Raw genomic sequence first — 19,908 nt, forward strand, 5'->3', positions numbered from 1 at the left:
CCGCGATCAGGCGGCCTCGTCGTCATCAAGCGTCGGATCACCGGTCCAGGCCGTAGCGAAGGCGGCGAGATGGCGCGCATCGGAGAAGGCGAGGACGGTGACGGTGCGCTCCGCAGGCGCCCCGCCGGGATAGGGTGCGAGCAACACCGTTTCCTGCGTCAGCCGCGCGCCGGGGGCATTCGCGTCGAGCCACGCCTTCGCCTCCGGCGTCAGCGTCGCCGGATCGGCCAGCGCCCGCGAATCGGAGCGCAGCACGATGATCGTCGTGCCGAGCGCCGGATTGGCTTCCTGGATCTGCTTGATGATGTCGATCATCAGCCTCTCACTTCCGACGCCGCGAAGTCGCTGAGCTGCACCGCCGGCTGCGTGTCGGTGAAGTTCGGGATGTCCCCGAAGATCTCCGGCCCGTCCGCGGTCGCAGCGGCCTTGAACGCGTCGGCGGATTCGAAGCGCAGCAGCGCAACGACCTGATAGGGCGGAGCGCCGCCATCCGGCGTGCCGATGCCCTTCACGACGGTGTAGTCGTGCAGCCCCTTGGAGGTCCAGCGCTCGCTGACCAGCGGCATGTGCTTCTTCAGGTAGTAGTCCATGTCGAAGCGGGTGCCGGCACCGCTCGGATACATCACGCTGACGAGGATCATGGCGTCTCCTTCTGCCGGCTCCGTTCACGGGCCGGCAGATCGGAAACATGACGCACCCGTCCGCCGGATCAAGCCGCGACCGTCAGTGCAGTTTCACCCGCGGCTCGGTGCGCCGGGTCAGGGCCCGGGCGAGGGCGTCGAGGCTCGTCTTCCACCAGCCGTTCACCGCCGTCTCGTGCATCTTGTAGAGCGAGCGGTACATCAGCCGGGCGAACAGCCCGGCGATGAACATGTTCTTCCCCTGGATGAAGCCCATCAGGTTGCCGACCGCGGTGTACTCGCCGAGCGAGACGAGCGAGCCGAAGTCGCGGTACTTGAACGGCTTCAGCGGCCGGCCGGCGAGGCGGTTGGCCATCTGCCCGTAGAGGTGCGAGGCCTGCTGGTGGGCGGCCTGGGCGCGGGGCGGGATCGGCGTCTGCGACCCCTCCTCCACCAGGTAGGCGCAGTCGCCGATGGCGAAGATGTCCGGATCGCGCGAGGTCTGCAGCGTCGCCGTGACGACGAGCTGGTTGTTGCGGGTGCTCTCCAGGCCGCCGAGATCCTTGAGGAAGGTCGGTCCCTTCACGCCCGCGGCCCAGACCACGAGCTCGGAGGGGATGAAGCCGCCGTCGGCGAGCTGGACGCCGTCGGCGCGCACCTCGGTGACGCGCGCCTGCACCCGCACCTCGACGCCGATCTTGGTGAGCAGCCCCATCACCTCCGCGGCCAGCCGCTCCGGCACCGCCGGGAGGATGCGGTCGGCCGCCTCGACCAGCGTGATCTTGAGATCCTTGGCCGGGTCGATCCGGTCGAGGCCGGTGCGGGCGACCTCGCGGGTGGTGCGGTGCAGCTCCGCCGCCAGTTCCGTGCCGGTCGCGCCCGCGCCGATCACCGTCACGTGGAGCTGACCGGGGCGCACCGGGCCCTCCTGCGTGTGAGCGCGCAGCATGCCGTTGACGAGGCGCTGGTGGAAGCGCATCGCCTGCTCCTTGGTGTCGAGGGCGATGGCGTGCTCCGCCACGCCCGGCGTGCCGAAATCGTTGGTGGTGGAGCCCACCGCCATGATCAGCGTGTCGTAGGGAACGGCGCGCACCGGCGTGACCTCGCGCCCCTCGCTGTCGCGGCTCGCGGCGAGATGGATCACCCGCGTCTCGCGGTCGAGACCGGTCATCTCGCCGATGCGGTAGCGGAAATGGTTGGCGTGGGCGTGGTGCAGGTAATCGACCGCGTGGTGGCCGACATCGAGCGAGCCGGCGGCGACCTCGTGCAGCAGCGGCTTCCAGATGTGGGTCCGCGCCCGATCGACCAGGGTGACGTGGGCCTTGCCGCGCTTGCCGTACTTGTTGCCGAGCTTGGTCACCAGCTCCAGGCCGGCGGCCCCTCCCCCCACCACGACAATCTTGTGCAGATCCGTGACCGATTCGCTCGGAACCATCCTTGCCCCACTCGCCTCGCGGGCCGCCTCGAGCGGCGGCCCTTCAGTTTGGAATGATCTTACATCAGCAACTCGGCAAGCACCCACACGTTCGCGGCGTGCCAGGGACGCAAATCCAGCATCGCTGTTGGGGTAAAGTCGTCAAAAAAATTTGACTCTACGAAGCCGGCGCACCGGGCTGGCGGAGCGGATGGGCGCGGGCGACCGCGTCGAGCGTGAGGAGATCCTCCGCGATGCGCTTCACGGTCGGGTAGGCGGCGGTGTCGATCCCGAAGATGCCGGTGCCGACCCACAGGCTGATCAGGCACAGATCTGCGTGGCTCACGGCGTCGCCCTGGCAGAAGCGGCCGGTGCCGGCTTCGCTCGCGACCCGCGTCTCGAGCGTCTTCAGGCCGGTGGTGAAGGCGTTGCGGAGGAATTCCAGCATCCGCTCGCGGGGCAGGCCGTAATTCTCCATCAGGAAGGTGCGCACCCGCGGCACGTAGAGCGGATGGGTGTCGCAGGCCACGACCTGGGCCAGCGAGCGGGCGCGCGCCCGTGCCCGGGGGTCGGCGGGCAGCAGCGGCACCTGCGGGTGTGTCTCTTCGAGGTAATCGAGGATTGCCAACGACTGCGTCAGCGGCGGCCCGTCGCCGTCGAAGAGAGCCGGCACCGCACCCTGCGGATTGATCGCGAGGAAGTCGGGCTTGAACTGATCGCCGGCGTCGAGATCGAGGAAGACTTCCTCGTAGGCGATGCCCTTGAGATTGAGGGCGATGCGGACGCGGAAGGCCGCCGCCGAGCGCCAGTTGCCGTACATCTTCATGGGCGGTCCCTCCCTGCCGATCCGCTCAGAATGCCTGCAGCGCCAGTTCCGTGTGCTCGACCTGGGGCGGCGCCTCGAAATAGGGGGACACCATCGCCCGGTAATCCTTCCAGGCCTGGGAGCCGGTGAAATCCTTGGTGTGGGCCTCGAGCGTGTCCCACTCGATCAGCAGGCGGTAGCGCTGCGGCTTCTCGACGGAGCGGCGGACGGCGAAGCTGCGGCAGCCGGCGGCGGCCCGGAAGATCTCGGCCGCCTTGGCGATGGCAGCCTCGAAGTCGGCCTCGGAGCCGGGCTTCAGATCGATCTGCGCGATTTCGAGGATCATCGGCTCGCCACTCCCGTGCTGTGCGGCGAACGCCCTATCCTCCGCCGGAGCCGCCGTCGAGCCCGATCGACGGAGGCCCGACGCCATGACGTCGGATTTGCGCGGAATGCCTGAGGGCGCCGCTCGGCGGCATTGCCTCGCTAAGCGCGTTCGACCGCGGTGGCGGCGGCGTCGATGGCGGCGGCGACGGCGTTGACCTCGTCCGTGCTCAGGGGACCGCGGGAGAGCCGCAGGCGGAGGGCCAGCTTCAGGTTTTCCATGGCCCGCACCACCTGCGGAGCCGGGCCGCCGCCATGGGTGCGGGCCGCCTCCGCCATGCGCGCGAGGAGCGGGTCGAGGATGGCGCGCTGCGCTTCGAGATAGGCGCGTCCCTCGTCGGTGATGGTGTGCAGCTTCTTGGCACCATCGCCGTCGCTGACCGTGACGTGGCCGAGTTCTTCGAGCAGCGTCAGCGTCGGATAGATCGTGCCCGGGCTCGGGCTGTAGGCGCCGCCGACCTGCTCCTCGATCGCCTTGATGATCTCGTAGCCGTGGCGCGGCTTCTCCGCGATCAGGTGCAGGATGACGAGCCGCAGATCGCCATGGGCGAAGAAGCGGCCGAGACCACCGCGGCCGCCGCGCCCGAAATGCGGGCCCTCGTGGTGCCGCCGGTGATGCGGCGGACGGTCGTGCCGATCCTCGCGGGCGAAAAAGTCGTGGAAGGGATGATGGGAGCGGAAGAAGTGGCGCATCGGATGATTCGATCCTGTTTCGATATGTCGTATTTTTAGATATATCGAAACTGGGTCGAATGCAAGCGGGCCTTTGCCCTTTCGGTCTCTTGGCGATTGGATCGGTTCATCCCCTGCCCCCGTCATCCCGGGGCCGCGCAGCGGAACCCGGGATCCACCCGTGATGCGCGGCTGAATCAGAGCGTCGAGTCCAGTCGTGGATTGCACGCCTCCGGCGCGCCCCTCCGGGTCCGGGTTCGCTTGTCAGCACCCCGGAATGACGGAAAGCAGGACAAGGATTCATCCGGAAACCGCATTCGGCGGCCTGGTCCCGGCTGAAACGAAAAAGGCCTCCCCGGAGGGAGGCCTTTCGAAGTGGCTGCGGAAGGAAAGCCGCTTACGCCGCGAGCGAGCGCAGCACGTAGGGAAGAATGCCGCCGTTGCGGAAGTATTCCAGCTCGTCGAGGGTATCGATCCGGCAGGTCAGCGGGACCTCCTGCTTCGAACCGTCGGCCGAAGTGATCTCCGCGGTCAGCGTCTGGCGCGGCTTCAGCTCGCCGGCCAGCCCCTTGATCGTCACCGTCTCGTCGCCCTTGAGGCCGAGGGACTGCCAGGACGTATCGCCCTGGAAGACCAGCGGGACCACGCCCATGCCGACGAGGTTCGAGCGGTGGATGCGCTCGAAGCTCTCGGCGATCACGGCGCGCACGCCCAAGAGCTTGGTGCCCTTGGCCGCCCAGTCACGGGACGAGCCGGTGCCGTATTCCTTGCCGGCGAAGACGACGAGCGGGGTGCCCTCGGCCGCGTATTTCTGCGCGGCGTCGTAGATGAACATCCGCTCGCCGTCGGGCTGGTGCAGCGTGAGGCCGCCCTCGACGACGTTGCCGCTCTCGTCCCGCACCATCTGGTTCTTGATGCGGATGTTGGCGAAGGTGCCCCGCATCATGACTTCGTGGTTGCCGCGGCGGGTGCCGTACTGGTTGAAGTCCTGCACCCGCACCTGATGCGACTGCAGGTACTCGCCGGCCGGCGAGGCCGCGCGGATGTTGCCCGCGGGCGAGATGTGGTCCGTCGTGATCGAGTCGAGGAACAGGCCGAGGATGCGCGCACCCTCGATGTCGGTGATCGGGTCGGGCGTCTTGGTCATGCCCTCGAAATAAGGCGGGTTCTGCACGTAGGTGGAACCGGCGTCCCAGGCGAAGGTCTCCGCCTCGGTCACCTCGACGCCCTTCCAGTTCGCGTCGCCGCCGAACACGTCGGCGTAGCGGCTCTTGAACAGCTCCGAGGTGATGTTCTCCTCGATGAAGCGGTTCACCTCCTCCGAGGACGGCCAGATGTCCTTCAGGTAGACCGGCTTGCCGTCCGAGCCCTGGCCGAGCGGCTCGCGGGTGATGTCGATCTGGAGCGAGCCCGCGAGCGCGTAGGCCACCACCAGCGGCGGCGAGGCGAGGTAGTTCGCCCGCACGTCCGGGTTCACGCGGCCCTCGAAGTTGCGGTTGCCCGAGAGCACCGCCGCCGCGACCACGTCGTTGTCGTTGATCGCCTTCGAGATCGGCGCCGGGAGCGGGCCCGAATTGCCGATGCAGGTGGTGCAGCCGAAGCCGACGAGATTGAAGCCGAGGGCGTCGAGGCTCGTCTGCAGGCCGGATTTCTCCAGATACTCGCCGACGACCTGGGATCCGGGGGCGAGCGAGGTCTTCACCCACGGCTTGGAGGAGAGGCCCTTGGCGACCGCGTTGCGGGCAAGCAGGCCGGCGCCGATCATCACGCTCGGGTTCGAGGTGTTGGTGCAAGACGTGATCGCCGCGATCACCACGTCGCCGTGGCCGATGTCGAAGTTCGTGCCCTCGACCGCGTAGCGGCTGGCGATGTCGGCCGCCTTCTTGAACTCCTTCTCCATGGCGTCGGCGAAGCCGGCCTTGGCGGCGTCGAGCAGCACCCGGTCCTGCGGGCGCTTCGGGCCGGCGAGCGACGGGCGCACGGTGCCCATGTCGAGTTCGAGCGTGTCGGTGAAGACCGGATCCGGGGTCTTCGCGTCGCGCCACATGCCCTGCGCCTTGGCATAAGCCTCGACCAGCGCGATGCGGTCGTCCTGCCGGCCGGTGACCTTCAGGAAGTCGATGGTCTTCTGGTCGATGGGGAAGAAGCCGCAGGTGGCGCCGTATTCGGGCGCCATGTTGGAGATCGTGGCGCGGTCGGCGACCGGCATGTCGTCGAGGCCGGGGCCGAAGAACTCCACGAACTTGCCGACCACGCCCTTCTTGCGCAGCATCTGCGTGACGGTGAGCACGAGGTCGGTGGCGGTGGTGCCCTCCGGCAGCTTGCCCGACAGCTTGAAGCCGATCACCTCGGGGATCAGCATCGACAGCGGCTGGCCGAGCATGGCCGCCTCCGCCTCGATGCCGCCGACGCCCCAGCCGAGGACGGCGAGGCCGTTGACCATGGTGGTGTGCGAGTCGGTGCCGACGAGGCTGTCCGGATAGGCGATCTCGGCGCCGTCCGAAGAATCCGTATCCTGCCGGGTCCAGACCGTCTGCGACAGGTATTCGAGGTTGACCTGATGGCAGATGCCGGTGCCCGGCGGCACGACGGAGAAGTTGCGGAAGGCCGACTGGCCCCATTTCAGGAAGGTGTAGCGCTCGCCGTTGCGGGCGTATTCGAGGGCGACGTTGTCGCCGAGCGCCTTCGGGGTGCCGAACTCATCGACGATCACCGAGTGGTCGATGACGAGATCCACCGGCACCAGCGGGTTGATCTTTTGCGGGTCGCCGCCGAGCGAGGCCATGGCGTCGCGCATCGCCGCGAGATCGACGACCGCGGGCACGCCCGTGAAATCCTGCATCAGCACGCGGGAGGGGCGAAAGGCGATCTCGGTCTCGGCCTTGCCCTTATTGTCGAGCCAGGCGACGGCGGCCTCGATGTCGCCCTTGCGGACGGAGCGGTCGTCCTCGAAGCGCAGAAGGTTCTCCAGGATCACCTTCATCGAGAACGGCAGGGCGGCCGCGTCGGCCAGGCCGTTCCTCTGTGCCTCGGGGATCGAGTAATAGGTGTAGGTCTTGCCCCCTGCCTCAAGCGTCTGGCGGGCCTTGAAACTGTCGAGCGATGCCACGGCGAGTCGCGTCCTGAGCTGGCGTTAGCGAACACGGAGCAGGCATAACCTGCGCCACGAGAGGTGTTCGGCCGGATGCGCTCCAAGGAGCGCGCGCCGCCCCGGGGGTGCCCGGGTAGCGAGTGCCCTCGGGGAACTCCCGGCGCCGGGAGGCCCGCGAATGACACTCAGGATGGTGCGCGAGGGGCGGTTTGGACGCCCTTTAATGATCGCGCGGCGCAGCCTGGGCCGGTCTATAGAACGTTTCGAAAATGGCCGCTACTGGCCCGATGACACAGGCGCGCGACTGACAGTCCCGCCTTGTCGGCCCTGCAGAAATGACGGGATCAGCCTTTGCCGGCGAACACGTAGCAGCGGCGCACCGCCGCCCGGAACGCGTCGCGCCGATCCGCCGAGAGCCGCGCCAGCCGGGCTTCGAGCTGCTCGCGTCCGGCCAGAGCGGCCGGTGCGCGGGCCGCATCCTCCTCGGTCAGGCGGGGCGGAGCCCGCGGGGACGGCTCGGCATCCATGGGGTGAATCCTTCGCGGCCACCGGTCGGCCTCGCGGAATCAATGCACCGAGGACGCGCACGGTTCGCGCGGCGCCGAACGATCGGCTATAGGCCGCCGACCACCGGCTCGCGGACGCGATCCGGACGCGAACCGCCCCTCGTGTCGAGGGAGACCGATCAGCTCCCTTCGGGACGACGACGAGACGTGCGGACTTTCCCCTCACCCAAGGCCGATCCGTGCGGTTGATCGTCGAGACTCTCGCCTGCCGCCGCTCGGGACGCCGGATCTTCGCCGGGCTCTCGTTTGCCGTCGGCCCCAGCGAGGGGCTCATGGTGACTGGTCGCAACGGGGCGGGGAAGTCGAGCCTGCTGGCGATGCTGGCCGGGCGCCTCAAGCCCGATGCCGGCTCGATCCGCGCCGAGGACATCGGCGAGGCCACCCTGCCGGAATGCCTCCACGTGGTCGGGCACCGGGACGGGCTGAAGTCGGCGCTGACGGCGGCAGAGAATCTCGAATTCGCCCGCGACCTTCTCGGCAGTCCCGCCGCCTCGCCGAAAGAGGCCCTGGAGGCGATGGGCCTGCCGCACGTGGCGCGGCTGCCGGTCGGCTACCTGTCGGCGGGGCAGCGGCGCCGGGTCGCGCTGGCACGGCTCCTCGTCTGCCGCCGGCCGCTCTGGCTTCTCGACGAGCCGACCGCCGCTCTCGATCTCGCCTCGCAGGGCGTCCTGGCCGGCCTCATGCGGCGCCACCGGGCTGAAGGAGGCCTCGTGGTCGCTGCGACCCACCAAGCTCTCGGCCTGGAGGACGCGCGCGAGCTGCGCATCGGACCCGCCCTGTCCACAGCTGCTCCCGAGAAAGCGCTGGAATCGGAGGACTGGCTATGATCCGCGCCTTCTCGGCCCTGCTCGCGCGCGACCTGAAGCTGGCCGCCCGGGTCGGCGGCTCGGGGGCGCTGTCGCTCGTCTTCTTCCTGATGATCGTGGTGCTGGTGCCCTTCGCCCTGGGGCCGGACCTGAACCTGCTCTCGCGGATCGGCCCGGCGATCCTGTGGCTCTCGGCCGTGCTCGCCACCCTGATCGGACTCGACCGGTTGTTTCAGTCGGACGAGGAGGACGGCTCCCTCGACCTGATGACCGGCGCCGCCGTGCCGTTGGAGATGGTGGTGCTGGCAAAGGTCCTCGCCTCCTGGCTCACCACGGGCCTGCCGCTGGCCCTCGCCTCGCCGCTGTTCGGATTGCTGGTGGCGCTCTCGCCGACGGCCATGGGAGCCACGGCCCTGACGCTCGCTTTGGGCACGCCGGCCCTGGCCTTCATCGGCGCCGTCGGCGCGGCGCTGACGGCCACCATCCGCCGCGGCGGCCTGATCCTGGCGATCGTCGTGTTGCCGCTGATGATCCCGACCCTGATCTTCGGCGTCTCGGCAGCGGAGGCCGCGCTCGGCGGCACGGTGCCCTTCACGACTCCGCTCGCGGTGCTGGCCGCCCTGAGCCTCATCGCGGCGGTGGTCGGGACCCTGGCCGCCGCCGCGGCGCTGCGCTGGTCGGAGTGACCCGAGGGCCGCCGCGAGCTACTTGTCGCAGCCGATGCAGATTCCGGTGTCGATCTTGTCGTTCTTCCGCTCCATGGCGGTTTCCCGGTCGGGGTTGTTTGAGTCCCGCTCCCGGCGCGCGCCTCCGCCCCCGGCCGGCGGCATGGTGCGTCCGACGGCCGAGGTGTTCGGCGCGTAGATGGTGGATGCCGGATCGCCGCCGGTGCCGGTCTGAGCCGGTGCCTGGGCGAAGGCGGGGGCGGCGAGGACGGCCGTGAGGGCCGCAGCGGAAAAGAGACGTGCGATCATCGGTGAACTCCCTAGGAGTTCCAACGCGGTAGGCTCCCGACGGTTCACGTGCCCGCACGGTCGCGGGCCGCCCGCGATGCATATATCTGCGCTCGCTGTTCGGCGATGGGCATTGCCGTCAGTCGGGCCAGCGGATCGCCGCCTCGCGCAGTCCGAGCAGGCGCGCCTCGTCCAGTCCGAAGGAGCGTGAGGCGTCGAAGACCTCGCCCGAAACGCTCACCTTGCAGACCTCGTTGAGGGCACCTCCGGCGCAATGGGACAGGGCGCGCTTGCGACCCGAAATCTCCGCCGCGCCGACGCGGATCAGGAGCTTGCCTGCCATCCGGGCATCGCCTGCCGCCTCCCCCGGTAACAGGCCGACGCAGGTGATCTCCTCCTCCGTCGCGTAGACGAGGTGACAATGATCGAGCGTGACGCGCTCGCCGATATGGTGCCGGGCCGTCTCGAAGAAGGCGGCGACGTCCGCGGGCGCGTCCAGTGCCCACGATGCGGACGGGATCAGCAACCCGGTCAGCAACACTGCACATCCGATCCGCATGACAGCACCCTCTCGAACGATCCTGCCGATCGACTTTGCAATTTGCAGGCCGGACAAGGATCGGGAGCGAGGCAAGCGATCAAAACAAGTCGTTCGCTCGGCGTCAGCGCGTCTGGCCGCTCTGCGGCGCGTGCGTGTTCTGATTGTCGGTCGGACCGGTGCGCGTGAACGCGAAGACGATGACGGCCGCCATCAGCAGCAACAGCACGGGGAAAGCGTACATCCAGCGAGGCATCTCAACATCCAGGAGCGAAATCCGGATGGCCGGAACGCGTCACGACCGGAACTCGTGGCCGGAGATTTGGCTCCGCCGGATCGCGAAGCGGCAACATATGCGATGGATGCATGGCCGTTCCGACGCGCCGCCAATTGCATTGTGCAGTGCAACGTGAGAAAGAATGGTCATGCCGGATCGCGATGGCGTCGCGACCCTGCAGCCCTTCTTGGGCGTTTCCTCCCTAGACTTCGGGCCGTCCTTCGGGACGGCCTTTTTTATTTCCGTCAACGCTCGAAGCCGTCCGCAGCGTGGTCGGGATCGTGGACCCCGCGGCATTCGCGCACAACGATCGGTGCCGGACGCATTGACCCCGGCGCCCCCGAAGCCGTAGCTTGGCCGTTGACGGTTCCCGCAAGGGATCAAAAGGGAACGCGGTGAAGGGCTTTTCCGAGCTCGATTCCGCGGCTGTCCCCGCAACTGTGAGCGGAGAGCCCCCCATCACCACGTCACTGGGCATGCCTCGCCTGGGAAGACGATGGAGGGCGACGACCCGCGAGCCAGGAGACCTGCCGTCAGCCGTGGTCACACGCGAGCCATGCCGGGCGGGGCGTCCCAGCAGGTGTCGAGACGCTTGAGGCCCATGGCCTGAGGCGGATCGGCCTCGGTCGCGGTGACGTGCCACCGTTCGTCCCGAGGCTTCGTCTCCATCATGTCGTCCTCTCACCGCCGCGCCCGCGGCCGGTCTCTCCTGCTCGTCGCCACCGCCCTCCCCCTCGCGCTGTCCGACCCGGCTCGGGCTCAAGAACCGCTCACGCGCCTCGATGAGATCGCCGTGCAGGGCGGTGCCGGGCTCGGCCTGCCGCCCAACGCCCCCGCCGATGCCGTCGGCACGGATTCCGCGGCTCTGCGGACCCCGAGCCTGACGCAGTCCTCACCGGTCGGGCTCAACCTGCGCACGCCGTCGCGCTCGGCGAGCCGCCTCGGGCTCACGCCGCTGGAAACGCCGGCGAGCCTCGACATCATCTCCGGCGAGACCATCCGCCTGCGCGGGCAGACCAGCGTCCTGGAGGCGGTCTCACAGAACGGCACCGGCATCACGGCCTTCGGCTCGCCGGGATCGGGGATCGGCTTCTTCACCGCCCGCGGCTTCGCCGGCCAGAACTCGATCCAGACGCTGTTCGACGGCACCCGGCTCTATGTCGGCGCCAACACCGTGACCTTCCCGTTCGATACCTGGAACGTCGAGCGGATTGAGGTGCTGCGCGGGCCGGCCTCCGTCCTCTACGGCGACGGCGCCATCGGCGGCATCGTGAACGTCGTGTCGAAGAAGCCGCTGTTCACGCCCCTCAACGTCGCCCGCTTCGGACTCGGCGAGGACGGCATCGCCCGCGCCGCAATCGATTCGACCGGGCCGATCGGCGAATCGCTCGCCTACCGCCTCAACGTCAGCGGCAACCGCGCCGACGGCTGGATCACGCCGGAGGGCGACTTCCGCAACCTCGCGGTCTCGGGCGCGCTGACGCTCCAGGCGAATCCGGATCTCGCCTTCACGCTCAGCCACGATCTCGGCTACCAAGAGCCCGCCCGCTACTGGGGGACGCCGCTAGTGAACGGGCGGGTCCCCGATTCCATCCGCTTCAACAACTACAACGTCCGCGACTCGAAGATCGCCTGGACCGACAACTGGACGCAGCTCCGGACCGAGTGGACGCCGTCGGCGGACGTGACCGTGCGGAACACCGCCTACCGCCTGCAGAGCCGCCGGCACTGGCGCGACGTCGAGCAGTATCGCTTCAATCCGGCGACAGGTTTGGTCGATCGCTCCGACTATCTCGAAATCTATCACAGCCAGGAACAGGTCGGGAATCGCTTCGACGCGACCTTCCGCCATTCGCTGTTCGGCTTCGCCAACACGTTCTCGGCCGGCTTCGACGTGAACCACGTCAGCTTCCGCCACACCAACAACTTCACCTTCACCGAGACGCCGACGAGCGTGCCCCTCAACGGCTACGACCCCGGCTTCTTCCCGCCCGGAGGCCGGGCGAGCCCGGCCTACGCGACGCGCACGAGCCAAGCCTCGGTCTTCGCCGAGGATCGGCTGTTCCTGACCGACCGGCTGTCGTTCCTCACCGGCGTGCGCTTCGATGCACCGCGGCTCTATCGCGAGGACCTGCGCAGCGGCGCGACCTTCGAGCGCTCGTTCCGCGCCCTCGGATACCGCTTCGCACTGCTCTACGAGCCGACGCCGGACACCTCGCTCTACGCGCAATACGCCACCGCGACCGATCCGGTGAACAGCCTGATCACCCTCTCGCAATCGCTGGCCGGGTTCGAGCTCTCGACCGGCCGCCAGGTCGAGGTCGGCGCCAAGGGGCTCGCCTTCGGCGGCACCGTCGAGTGGACGCTGGCCGGCTACCGCATCGTCAAGGACAACCTGATCTCGGCGGTCCCGGGCCAGCCGACGGTTTCGACGCAGGTCGGCCAGCAATCCTCGCTCGGCGCGGAGGCCGCGCTCTCGTGGCTGCCCGCCCCCGGCTGGCGCATCGATGCCAACCTGGCCCTGCTCCACGCCCAGTACGACGACTTCACCCAGAATGTGGGCGGGATCGCCGTCTCCTATGCCGGCAAGCAGCCGGTCGACGTGCCGGAACAGGTCGCAAACCTCTGGGTGAACTGGGCCTTCGCCCGTGATTGGGAGGGCCGCATCGGCCTCCAGTACGTCGGCGAGGTCTTCTCCGACTTCGGCAACACCGCCCGGCGCCCGGCCTACACGCTGGTCAATCTCGGCCTCGACCATCAGGTAACGGCCGGTTCCCGTCTGTCGCTGCGGGTCTTCAACCTGTTCGACAAGACCTACGCCGTGGACGGCAGCGCCGTGAACGGCGTCGGCACCGCCTGGCTGCTCGGGCGCCCGCGCTCGCTGGAGGTCGCCTACACGATCGCCTGGTAGACCGGATCGTCGGCGGCAGGGATCGTCATCACGCCGCAGGCCTGTCAGGAAACCACCGTGCCGGTCGGAGACTTGGTTGCGCATAGCGACTCCTCGGACGCCTTTCAGGGTGTCCGGGGGGTCTTTCGTTCGGGAGTATCGTCATGCGCCGCATCGCCCTCACCCTCGCCGCCCTGAGCTGTCTCGGTTCGGGTGCGGCCATCGCCCAGGTCCAGCCTCCGGGCCTGCTGGGAGGTCCGTTCCCGCCGGGCACGATCATCCAGCGCCAGACCAACACGACGGGCAACACCGTCGATTACATCATCGCGCCGGGCGCCACGGGCGCCGACACCATCACCACGAACTCGGCGGCGGGCGGCAATGCCGGTCAGCCGGAACGCGCCATCCCGCAGGGCAGCGCGGGCGGCGGCAACGGGGGCGGCAGCTCTCGCTGAGATCGGCTGCACCGCGCGAAGGCCGGTCCGCCGCCGCACATCCGTCGGCGGCGGGCCGGCCTTCGTCGAGGCCGGCCCTGGCCGGGGCTCGCCGCCGTTAAGTCTCTGAGAAAGAACTTAAGTTTTGCCGCCGACGCAACGTCGGGGGACGCTTCGCGTTGGGCCTGCCGGACGGGATTGGCCGTCGGCACGCGTCCGACGACGCGACGAGGAGCGAGGCGATGCGGCGGGCGGCGGCAATCGGGGTTCTGTTCGTCCTGTCCCTTGCCGCCCCTTGCCTCGCGGCGGGCCGGCTGAAGATGGACGACAAGGCGTCGCTGTGGCCGCGCTCCGCAGCCGGCGAGAAGATCGACTTCACCAACCGCGTGGGCAAGTCGATGAGCACGCTCTCGCCGGGTCTCGACAGCAACTACTTCATGCGGTGCCTGGAGGAAGTCGCCAATATCGGCGACACCAAGGATCTCACGCTGAGCGACATGGTGCGGACCTGCGTCTCGCTGCACGGCAGCCGGTCCGGAGGCGCCGAGTGACGCCAGTGTCGTCCACGAGGTGCACAGCCCGCCGACCCCTGATGGGGGTCAGGGCCTGAAGCTTGACGGAGATCGGGAAGATCCGAGTGGTGCCGCAAGAGGGATTCGAACCCCCGACCCCCTCATTACGAATGAGGTGCTCTACCAGCTGAGCTATTGCGGCGTCGCATCCGGCCCGACGCGTCGAAGCCTGACGGAATGTGCCGGGTCTTAGACGGCCGCTCTGCCCTTGGCAAGCCTCGGAGCGGGTGCGAGCCTCGACATCGCGTTGCGGTGTCGCCGGGCTTGTGCGTAAGACCACGGCGATGAACGAGCTTCTCACCACCGACGCCTTGAAGCCGCAGATGCCCGGGGGCGCGGGCCGGCCGCCCCTCGTGCTGGCCTCCGCCTCGCCGCGTCGGCTGGCACTGCTCCAGCAGGTCGGCATCGAGCCGGACGCGCTCCTGCCCGCCGACATCGACGAGACGCCGCGCAAGTCGGAATCGCCGCGTGACCTGGCCCGCCGCCTCGCCCGCGAGAAGCTGGAGGCGGCGCACGCCGCGGCGCGTCGGCGGGACGAGCTGCGGGAGGCCTATCTCGTCTCCGCCGATACCGTGGTCGCCGTCGGACGCCGCGTGCTACCCAAGGCCGAGCTGCTCGACGAGGCGGCCGACTGCCTGCGGCTGCTCTCGGGGCGGACGCACCGCGTCTACACCGCCGTCTGCATCCTCTCCGCCAAGGACCGCCGCCGCGAGCGCATGGTCGAGACCCGGGTGCGCTTCAAGCGTCTGTCGAATCGCGAGATCGAGGGCTATCTCGCCTCCGGCGAGTGGCGCGGGAAGGCCGGCGGCTACGCGATCCAGGGTTTGGCCGCAGCCTTCGTCGTGAAGCTCGTCGGCTCGCACAGCGCCGTGGTCGGACTGCCGCTCTACGAGACGATGAGCCTGCTCGAGGGCGAGGGCTTTCCCGTGCGCGGCGCCTGGGGGGCCGCGTCGTGACGAAGGCGATGCACAAGGGCCTCGCGCCCTGCCCGATCTGCGGCAAGCCGGCCCAGCCCGAGACCAAACCGTTCTGCTCGCCGCGCTGCGCCGATGTCGATCTCGGTCGCTGGCTCGGGGAGCGCTACGTCATCCCCGGTCCGGAGGACGACGAGATGCCCCGTCCGCCCCGATCGGACGACGGGGACGATTCCCGCTGACGCGAAGGCCGGTGTCCGGCAAAAAAGCTTCGCCTCTGGCCGCCGGGAGGCTGGACAGGCCCGAAACCCTTCACTATACCCCCGCCAGCCGACGACGCAGCGCGTCACGGCGGTTGCCCAGGTAGCTCAGTTGGTAGAGCATGCGACTGAAAATCGCAGTGTCGGTGGTTCGATTCCGCCCCTGGGCACCATCTTTCTGAAGAGCGTCTGCGCCTCAGAACTATTCAGTCACATACATCTTGCGATCGATCAGCTGGTTAGCAGGCTTTTGCTTGTCATCTTCCTGCAGACGCACCGACCGCTCGGTCCGACGGCGCATGCGTTGTCGCGCGTTTTAGGCCGTCCTGCGCTTCGCCGTGATGCGCTTTCGCCTCGGCTTGCGCGTGCCGCTCGCTGCCGGCTTCAGCATCTCTTTCAAGGTCGCACGCTGCTGCAGACGGACGGCATTCGTCGCATGGCTCATCCACCAGTTGACCGATGAGAGCCAGAGGCTGAGGGCTGGGTTTTTCATGGCGTGATGTCCGGGCCTTCTCGGAGCGGCAGGATCCGATTCTCGCTGCGTTCCCAGTTCGCGCCAAAATAGCGGCCCTCACGGAACACGGCACCTGTCTGTCCCGAACTCGGCAATCGCCGCAGCATTCTCAACGGGGCGTGATGCTTGCCCCCGGAAAACGGCAATCAAACCTCTCAACCCTCCGAAGGCGTCACCATTCGAAGAACGAGTCGAGGCGGGGCATCAGGCAGATGAGCGTTCCCGCGGCGCCGACCACACCCGCCATCATCACTATCGCCGCCACAGCCGGGACTCCGCGTCATCTCTTCGCAGCCATAACGCGGAACGGGCCGAGCAAGTTTCCGGCTATCGATCGGCGGGCAATGCCGAGTGTCCGATCACCACTTCAGGAACCGATCCGCGCTCGGACGCGCGGCGACCGTGATGGCAATCGCGCCGATGGCGCCGGCCAGCATGATGGCGGCAGCAAGGATCATGACGGTTGCTCCATGGCCCAGATCCAGGGATGTCCTGAAACCAACGAGCGAAAACTGTGGCGCGTGCCGTGCGGCAGATTGGCCTGTCCGAGGAGGGCCCCGGCCCGTCAGCTGTCCCGGCCGATCCCCAGCCCTCTCAGGATGTCGCCGATCGGATCGATCCCGGCGGCCTTCTGCGGCTTGGCCTCCGACGTCTCCTGAACGGGAGCCGGTGTGCCGGCGGCAGGACTGGCGACAACCGTCGCCAGCCGCGTCCGGGCGGCAACCTTCGCCGCGCGATGCCGCCGTACGGCCTGAACTCTCTGCACCGCATCCGTCTTGGCAAAGTCGCCGGCCGCCAGCAAAGCGGCCGTCTCGGAGGGCAGGAGGGTGAAGCTCGCCGGTCTCGCAACCGGAGCGACGCCGACACCGTCGTGGCTCGACATCGCCGCCGCGGTCGCGGGGACCGACACCATCTTCTGCCGAGGCGGATCGATCCACGCGTCGCCGCCGCTCGAAACGGTATCGGTGGCGACCCGATGCGCTTTCGGCGAACCCGAATGCTGCTCTCGAACCAGCGGAGAGGCCGCGACGAGGCCGAAGACCATGATGGCGGCGGTCGCGAAGACGGATCTATAGTGTTCCATACTTGCAGAACGTACCGCCAAGGTTCCGGTTCCGCGGCTCGAAGCTCCTGAGGCGGGCCGGGTCCGCGCCTCATTTCGCCCGATCGTCCGCCATCCCGACGGCACGGCATGAAGCCGGTTCGAGCAACGCGGCCGTACGCATTCGGGTTCAGCCGCCGATCACCGCGCGGCCGCCGCATCCGCTTGACGCCCCCCGCGCCCGCCGTGCTAGAGACCGGACCCGATACAGGCGGGCTCAAGGGTGCGTTTGTCGTCAACCACTTAAGCAGTGCTCCGAAGCCGTTCAGCCCGGAGCGCACGATGCGTGTTCGAGGTTCGCCGCGGGTCTTCATCCGTGACTTCGAACGGAGCCCCCCTCTCGCCCCGGTGACCGTTTGAGGACCCTCCTCGATCTCCTGCGGGTGATGCGGCGGCGCGACCGGCGGCGGCTCGCATGGCTCGGGCTGGGGCTCGGGCTCGCCGCCCTCCTCGAAGTGGTCGGCGTCGCCTCGGTGCTGCCCTTCCTCACCCTTGTCGGCGATCCCAATGCAGCGGCGCGGATCCCCTATCTCGCCGCCCTGCGCGACGCCCTCGGTCTCACCGGCGATCGCGCCTTCCTCCTCGCCACCGGCTTCGCCGCGCTCGCCGCGATCCTGCTCACCAGCGCGGTGAACGCCGCCTTCGCCTACGCGCAGCTCCTGTTCGCCCACCTCGTCGGCTACGGCTTCGCCCGGCGTCTCCTCGCCCGCTACGTCGATCGCGAGCGGCTGTTCTTCACGCACGCCAACAGCGCCGAACTCGCCAAGAACGTGCTGAGCGAGACCGACCGGCTCGTCGTCGGGGTGCTCACCCCGGCCATGGTGATCGCCTCGCGCGGCACCTCGGCGCTCGCGGTGGTCATCTTCCTGATCGCCTACCAGCCGCGGCTCGCACTGATCCTCGGCGGCGGCTTCGGTGGTCTCTACGTCGCGATCTACCTCGTGATGCGGGCCCGTCTCACCCGGCTCGGCGCGCGGGCGGTGGCGGGCAACGAAGGGCGCTACCGGGTGGTGCAGGAGACCTTCGGGGCGCTGACCGAACTCAAGCTCTACGGCCGCGCCGAGACCTTCACCGCCGGCTTCGACACGCCGGCCCGCTCCTACGCCCACGCGCTGGCCTCCAGCCTGGTCACTGGGCAATTGCCGCGCTTCGTCATCGAGTCGCTCGCCTTCGGCGGCGTGATCGCCGTGGTGCTGTTTGCCCTCACCCAGGGGATCGACACCGCCGGCATGCTGCCGCTGCTCGGCCTGTTCGCCTTCGCCGGCTACCGCATGCTGCCGGCCTTCCAGAACATCTTCACCTCCGTCTCGCAGCTGCGCTTCCACCTGCCCGGCGTGCGCCTGATCGTCGATGCCCTCGCCGGGGAGCGCGAGCGGCGCCCCCGCACGACCGAGCGGCTGCCCTTCGCGCAGACGATCCGCCTGGAGGACGTCGCCTTCGATTACGAGCCCGGTCGCCCGACCCTGCGCGGGATCGACCTGACGATCCCCGCCCACACCACGATCGGCCTCGTCGGCCGCACCGGCTCGGGAAAGTCGACGCTGGTGGGCCTGATCCTCGGCATTCTCACGCCGACCCAGGGCCGCATCCTGATCGACGGCCGGCCGCTCGATCCCGACACCCTTCCGGCGTGGCAGAACCGGATCGGCTACGTCCCGCAGGACGTGTTCCTGATCGACGGCAGCATCGCGCAGAACATCGCCCTCGGCATCGAGCCGGAAATGCTCGATCGGTCGGCGGTGGAGCGGGCCGCGCGGCTCGCCGGCGCGCACGACTTCATCGCCGCCCTGGGCGACGGCTACGACACCGGCGTGGGCGAGCGCGGGGCGCGGCTCAGCGGCGGCCAGCGCCAGCGCATCGGCATCGCCCGCGCGCTCTATCACGACCCCGACGTCATCGTGTTCGACGAGGCGACGAGCGCCCTCGACGGCGAGACCGAGGCGGCGGTGATGGACGCCCTCGGCGCGCTCGGCGGCACGCGCACGATCATCATGATCGCCCACCGCCTGACCTCGCTGCGCCGGGCCGACACGGTCCATATCGTCGAGAACGGACGGATCGTCGCCTCGGGGCCGCCCTCCCAGGTGATCGCGGATCCGGCCACAACGCCCCCGCTCGGCAGCGCCGTCGCGGCACCGGCCCGGTAGCGGTCCCGCTCCGGCCCGGCTATCGCTTGTCGCACAAGCAGAGGCGCGGGGGACGACGGCGATGGGCGAGACGGTCGAGATCCGGGCCACCGACGGCAGCACGGCGCGGATCGCGCTCCGCGGGGCCGAGCCCGTCGCCTGGCAGGTCGAGGAGCGCGACTATCTCTGGGACGGCGACCCGGAGCACTGGAACCGCTCCGCGCCGTGGCTCTTCCCCGTCGTCGGCGCCTCCGCCGGCGGCCACGTGCAGGTGGACGGCCGGCGCTACCCGATGGCCCAGCACGGCTTCGCCCGCGACCTGCCCTTCGCCGTGATCGATCGGAGCGAAGAGGCGGTCTCCCTCAGCCTCGGCGACGACGCGGCGACGCGGGCGCACTACCCCTTCCCGTTCCGGCTCATCATCGAGGCCCGCATCGGGCCGAAGACCCTCACGTTCACGATTCGGGTCGAGAATCCGGGCGAGACGCCCCTGCCCTACGCCCTCGGCTTCCATCCCGCCTTCCCCTGGCCCTTCGCCGGGGGTGAGCGCCGCGCCGGGGGCGGCTACGCGGTCCTGTTCGAGGAGGCGGAGCGGCCGTTCGTGCCCGAGGTCGGCGCGGGCGGGTTGCTGGTGCGGAGCGAGCGCGCCCTGCCCCTCGACGGGCCGCGGCTCGACCTCGACCCGGAGCTGTTCACCGAGGCCCTGGTCTTCCTGAACGCGCGGAGCCGGGCGATGCGGTTCGTGGCGCCGAGCGGCCGGGCCATCGCCATGCGAATGGAGGATTTCCCCCACCTCGCGGTCTGGACGAAGCCGACGGCGCCGTTCCTGTCGCTGGAAGCCTGGACCGGCCATGCCGACTGGGCCGGCTTCGCCGGCGCGTTGGCGGAGCGCGATTCGCAGCGCCTCCTGGCGCCGGGCGCGACCGCCCGGCACGGGATCGCGCTGGCGATCGAGGACGCCGTCTAAGGG

The 19,908-nt window shown here is 69.0% G+C and carries 22 protein-coding genes, 2 tRNA genes and 1 riboswitch; of the genes, 10 read left to right on the plus strand and 14 right to left on the minus strand.

The genetic code is table 11. The features are described 5' to 3' along the window. Nucleotides 1-6 precede the first annotated feature (6 nt). The 8 genes from ABS772_RS08265 to ABS772_RS08300 all read right to left on the minus strand — a co-directional run bounded on the left by ABS772_RS08265 (nt 7) and on the right by ABS772_RS08300 (nt 7,513). The gene (locus ABS772_RS08265; RefSeq protein ID WP_350393669.1) at nt 7-315 is read right to left on the minus strand and encodes a hypothetical protein; all 309 of its coding nucleotides are present in this window, start codon (nt 313-315) and stop codon (nt 7-9) included. Next, nucleotides 315-641, minus strand: coding sequence for an EthD family reductase (locus ABS772_RS08270; protein WP_238256634.1), 327 nt, complete (start codon nt 639-641; stop codon nt 315-317). The genes ABS772_RS08265 and ABS772_RS08270 overlap by 1 nt, the downstream gene beginning before the upstream one ends. 82 nt (nt 642-723) lie before the next feature. After that, nucleotides 724-2,055, minus strand: coding sequence for an NAD(P)/FAD-dependent oxidoreductase (locus ABS772_RS08275; RefSeq protein WP_238256633.1), 1,332 nt, complete (start codon nt 2,053-2,055; stop codon nt 724-726). Nucleotides 2,056-2,212: 157 nt separating this feature from the next. After that, nucleotides 2,213-2,860, minus strand: a complete 648-nt coding sequence (gene maiA, locus ABS772_RS08280) for a maleylacetoacetate isomerase (protein ID WP_350393672.1) — start codon at nt 2,858-2,860, stop codon at nt 2,213-2,215. Nucleotides 2,861-2,885: 25 nt separating this feature from the next. Beyond that, nucleotides 2,886-3,185: an antibiotic biosynthesis monooxygenase family protein gene (locus tag ABS772_RS08285; protein ID WP_350393674.1), complete on the minus strand. Its 300-nt coding sequence runs from the start codon at nt 3,183-3,185 to the stop codon at nt 2,886-2,888. A gap of 140 nt (nt 3,186-3,325) precedes the next feature. Further along, the gene (locus tag ABS772_RS08290) at nt 3,326-3,916 is read right to left on the minus strand and encodes a PadR family transcriptional regulator (RefSeq protein WP_350393675.1); all 591 of its coding nucleotides are present in this window, start codon (nt 3,914-3,916) and stop codon (nt 3,326-3,328) included. Nucleotides 3,917-4,292: 376 nt separating this feature from the next. Beyond that, the gene (acnA, locus tag ABS772_RS08295; protein ID WP_350393676.1) at nt 4,293-7,004 is read right to left on the minus strand and encodes an aconitate hydratase AcnA; all 2,712 of its coding nucleotides are present in this window, start codon (nt 7,002-7,004) and stop codon (nt 4,293-4,295) included. 326 nt (nt 7,005-7,330) lie between these two features. Continuing rightward, the gene (locus tag ABS772_RS08300) at nt 7,331-7,513 is read right to left on the minus strand and encodes a hypothetical protein (RefSeq protein ID WP_350393677.1); all 183 of its coding nucleotides are present in this window, start codon (nt 7,511-7,513) and stop codon (nt 7,331-7,333) included. A gap of 218 nt (nt 7,514-7,731) precedes the next feature. Between ABS772_RS08300 and ccmA the strand changes: the two genes are divergently transcribed. After that, the gene (gene ccmA / locus ABS772_RS08305) at nt 7,732-8,379 is read left to right on the plus strand and encodes a heme ABC exporter ATP-binding protein CcmA (RefSeq protein WP_350393679.1); all 648 of its coding nucleotides are present in this window, start codon (nt 7,732-7,734) and stop codon (nt 8,377-8,379) included. Then, nucleotides 8,376-9,044, plus strand: coding sequence for a heme exporter protein CcmB (ccmB, locus tag ABS772_RS08310; RefSeq protein WP_350393681.1), 669 nt, complete (start codon nt 8,376-8,378; stop codon nt 9,042-9,044). Before ccmA ends, ccmB begins: the two co-directional genes overlap by 4 nt. Nucleotides 9,045-9,062: 18 nt before the next feature. On the opposite strand, the gene ABS772_RS08315 is transcribed toward ccmB, so the two are convergent. The 3 genes from ABS772_RS08315 to ABS772_RS08325 form a co-directional block, all read right to left on the minus strand. After that, complete coding sequence (locus ABS772_RS08315) at nt 9,063-9,332, minus strand: hypothetical protein (RefSeq protein ID WP_238258797.1); 270 nt, start codon at nt 9,330-9,332, stop codon at nt 9,063-9,065. Nucleotides 9,333-9,450: 118 nt separating this feature from the next. Next, on the minus strand, nt 9,451-9,927 hold the full coding sequence (locus tag ABS772_RS08320; RefSeq protein ID WP_350393683.1) for a hypothetical protein: 477 nt from the start codon (nt 9,925-9,927) through the stop codon (nt 9,451-9,453). Nucleotides 9,928-10,473: 546 nt separating this feature from the next. Continuing rightward, nucleotides 10,474-10,675, plus strand: a riboswitch (cobalamin riboswitch). Next, nucleotides 10,670-10,798 carry a hypothetical protein gene (locus ABS772_RS08325; protein ID WP_283206902.1) on the minus strand — a complete coding sequence of 43 codons (129 nt, stop codon included), beginning with the start codon at nt 10,796-10,798 and terminating at the stop codon, nt 10,670-10,672. Its footprint overlaps the riboswitch before it by 6 nt. On the opposite strand from ABS772_RS08325, the gene ABS772_RS08330 reads away from it, so the two are divergent. From ABS772_RS08330 to ABS772_RS08340, 3 genes are all read left to right on the plus strand, one after another. Next, nucleotides 10,797-13,037, plus strand: a complete 2,241-nt coding sequence (locus tag ABS772_RS08330) for a TonB-dependent receptor (RefSeq protein WP_350393688.1) — start codon at nt 10,797-10,799, stop codon at nt 13,035-13,037. The two genes, ABS772_RS08325 and ABS772_RS08330, sit on opposite strands and share 2 nt — an antisense overlap. Before the next feature lie 143 nt (nt 13,038-13,180). Beyond that, nucleotides 13,181-13,471, plus strand: coding sequence for a hypothetical protein (locus ABS772_RS08335; RefSeq protein WP_350393690.1), 291 nt, complete (start codon nt 13,181-13,183; stop codon nt 13,469-13,471). A gap of 221 nt (nt 13,472-13,692) precedes the next feature. Beyond that, a complete protein-coding gene (locus tag ABS772_RS08340) occupies nt 13,693-14,001 on the plus strand; it encodes a hypothetical protein (RefSeq protein WP_238257337.1) in 309 nt (102 codons plus the stop codon). Between the two features lie 87 nt (nt 14,002-14,088). Here ABS772_RS08340 and ABS772_RS08345 read toward each other — a convergent pair. Next, nucleotides 14,089-14,164 (minus strand) — tRNA-Thr (locus tag ABS772_RS08345). A gap of 142 nt (nt 14,165-14,306) precedes the next feature. Here ABS772_RS08345 and ABS772_RS08350 point away from each other — a divergent pair. The 3 genes from ABS772_RS08350 (at nt 14,307) to ABS772_RS08360 (ending at nt 15,369) form a co-directional block, all read left to right on the plus strand. Then, the gene (locus ABS772_RS08350; protein WP_350393692.1) at nt 14,307-14,978 is read left to right on the plus strand and encodes a Maf-like protein; all 672 of its coding nucleotides are present in this window, start codon (nt 14,307-14,309) and stop codon (nt 14,976-14,978) included. 8 nt (nt 14,979-14,986) lie between these two features. Next, nucleotides 14,987-15,178 carry a DNA gyrase inhibitor YacG gene (locus ABS772_RS08355; RefSeq protein ID WP_350393792.1) on the plus strand — a complete coding sequence of 64 codons (192 nt, stop codon included), beginning with the start codon at nt 14,987-14,989 and terminating at the stop codon, nt 15,176-15,178. Nucleotides 15,179-15,293: 115 nt separating this feature from the next. After that, nucleotides 15,294-15,369 (plus strand) — tRNA-Phe (locus ABS772_RS08360). Nucleotides 15,370-15,512: 143 nt separating this feature from the next. Here ABS772_RS08360 and ABS772_RS08365 read toward each other — a convergent pair. Next, nucleotides 15,513-15,689, minus strand: coding sequence for a hypothetical protein (locus ABS772_RS08365; RefSeq protein ID WP_238257659.1), 177 nt, complete (start codon nt 15,687-15,689; stop codon nt 15,513-15,515). Between the two features lie 586 nt (nt 15,690-16,275). Next, nucleotides 16,276-16,755, minus strand: a complete 480-nt coding sequence (locus ABS772_RS08370; RefSeq protein WP_350393695.1) for a hypothetical protein — start codon at nt 16,753-16,755, stop codon at nt 16,276-16,278. A 413-nt stretch (nt 16,756-17,168) separates the two neighbouring features. Here ABS772_RS08370 and ABS772_RS08375 point away from each other — a divergent pair, with 413 nt between their 5' ends. Together ABS772_RS08375 and ABS772_RS08380 are read left to right on the plus strand one after the other, a co-directional pair. Next, entirely contained in the window at nt 17,169-18,959 is a 1,791-nt protein-coding gene (locus tag ABS772_RS08375; RefSeq protein ID WP_350393697.1) for an ABC transporter ATP-binding protein, read from the plus strand. A 61-nt stretch (nt 18,960-19,020) separates the two neighbouring features. Beyond that, nucleotides 19,021-19,905 (plus strand): aldose 1-epimerase family protein, encoded by an 885-nt coding sequence (locus ABS772_RS08380; RefSeq protein ID WP_350393699.1) that lies wholly within the window; start codon nt 19,021-19,023, stop codon nt 19,903-19,905. Nucleotides 19,906-19,908: the final 3 nt, after the last annotated feature.

This window comes from Methylorubrum podarium (assembly GCF_040270385.1).
GTDB lineage: Bacteria > Pseudomonadota > Alphaproteobacteria > Rhizobiales > Beijerinckiaceae > Methylobacterium > Methylobacterium podarium.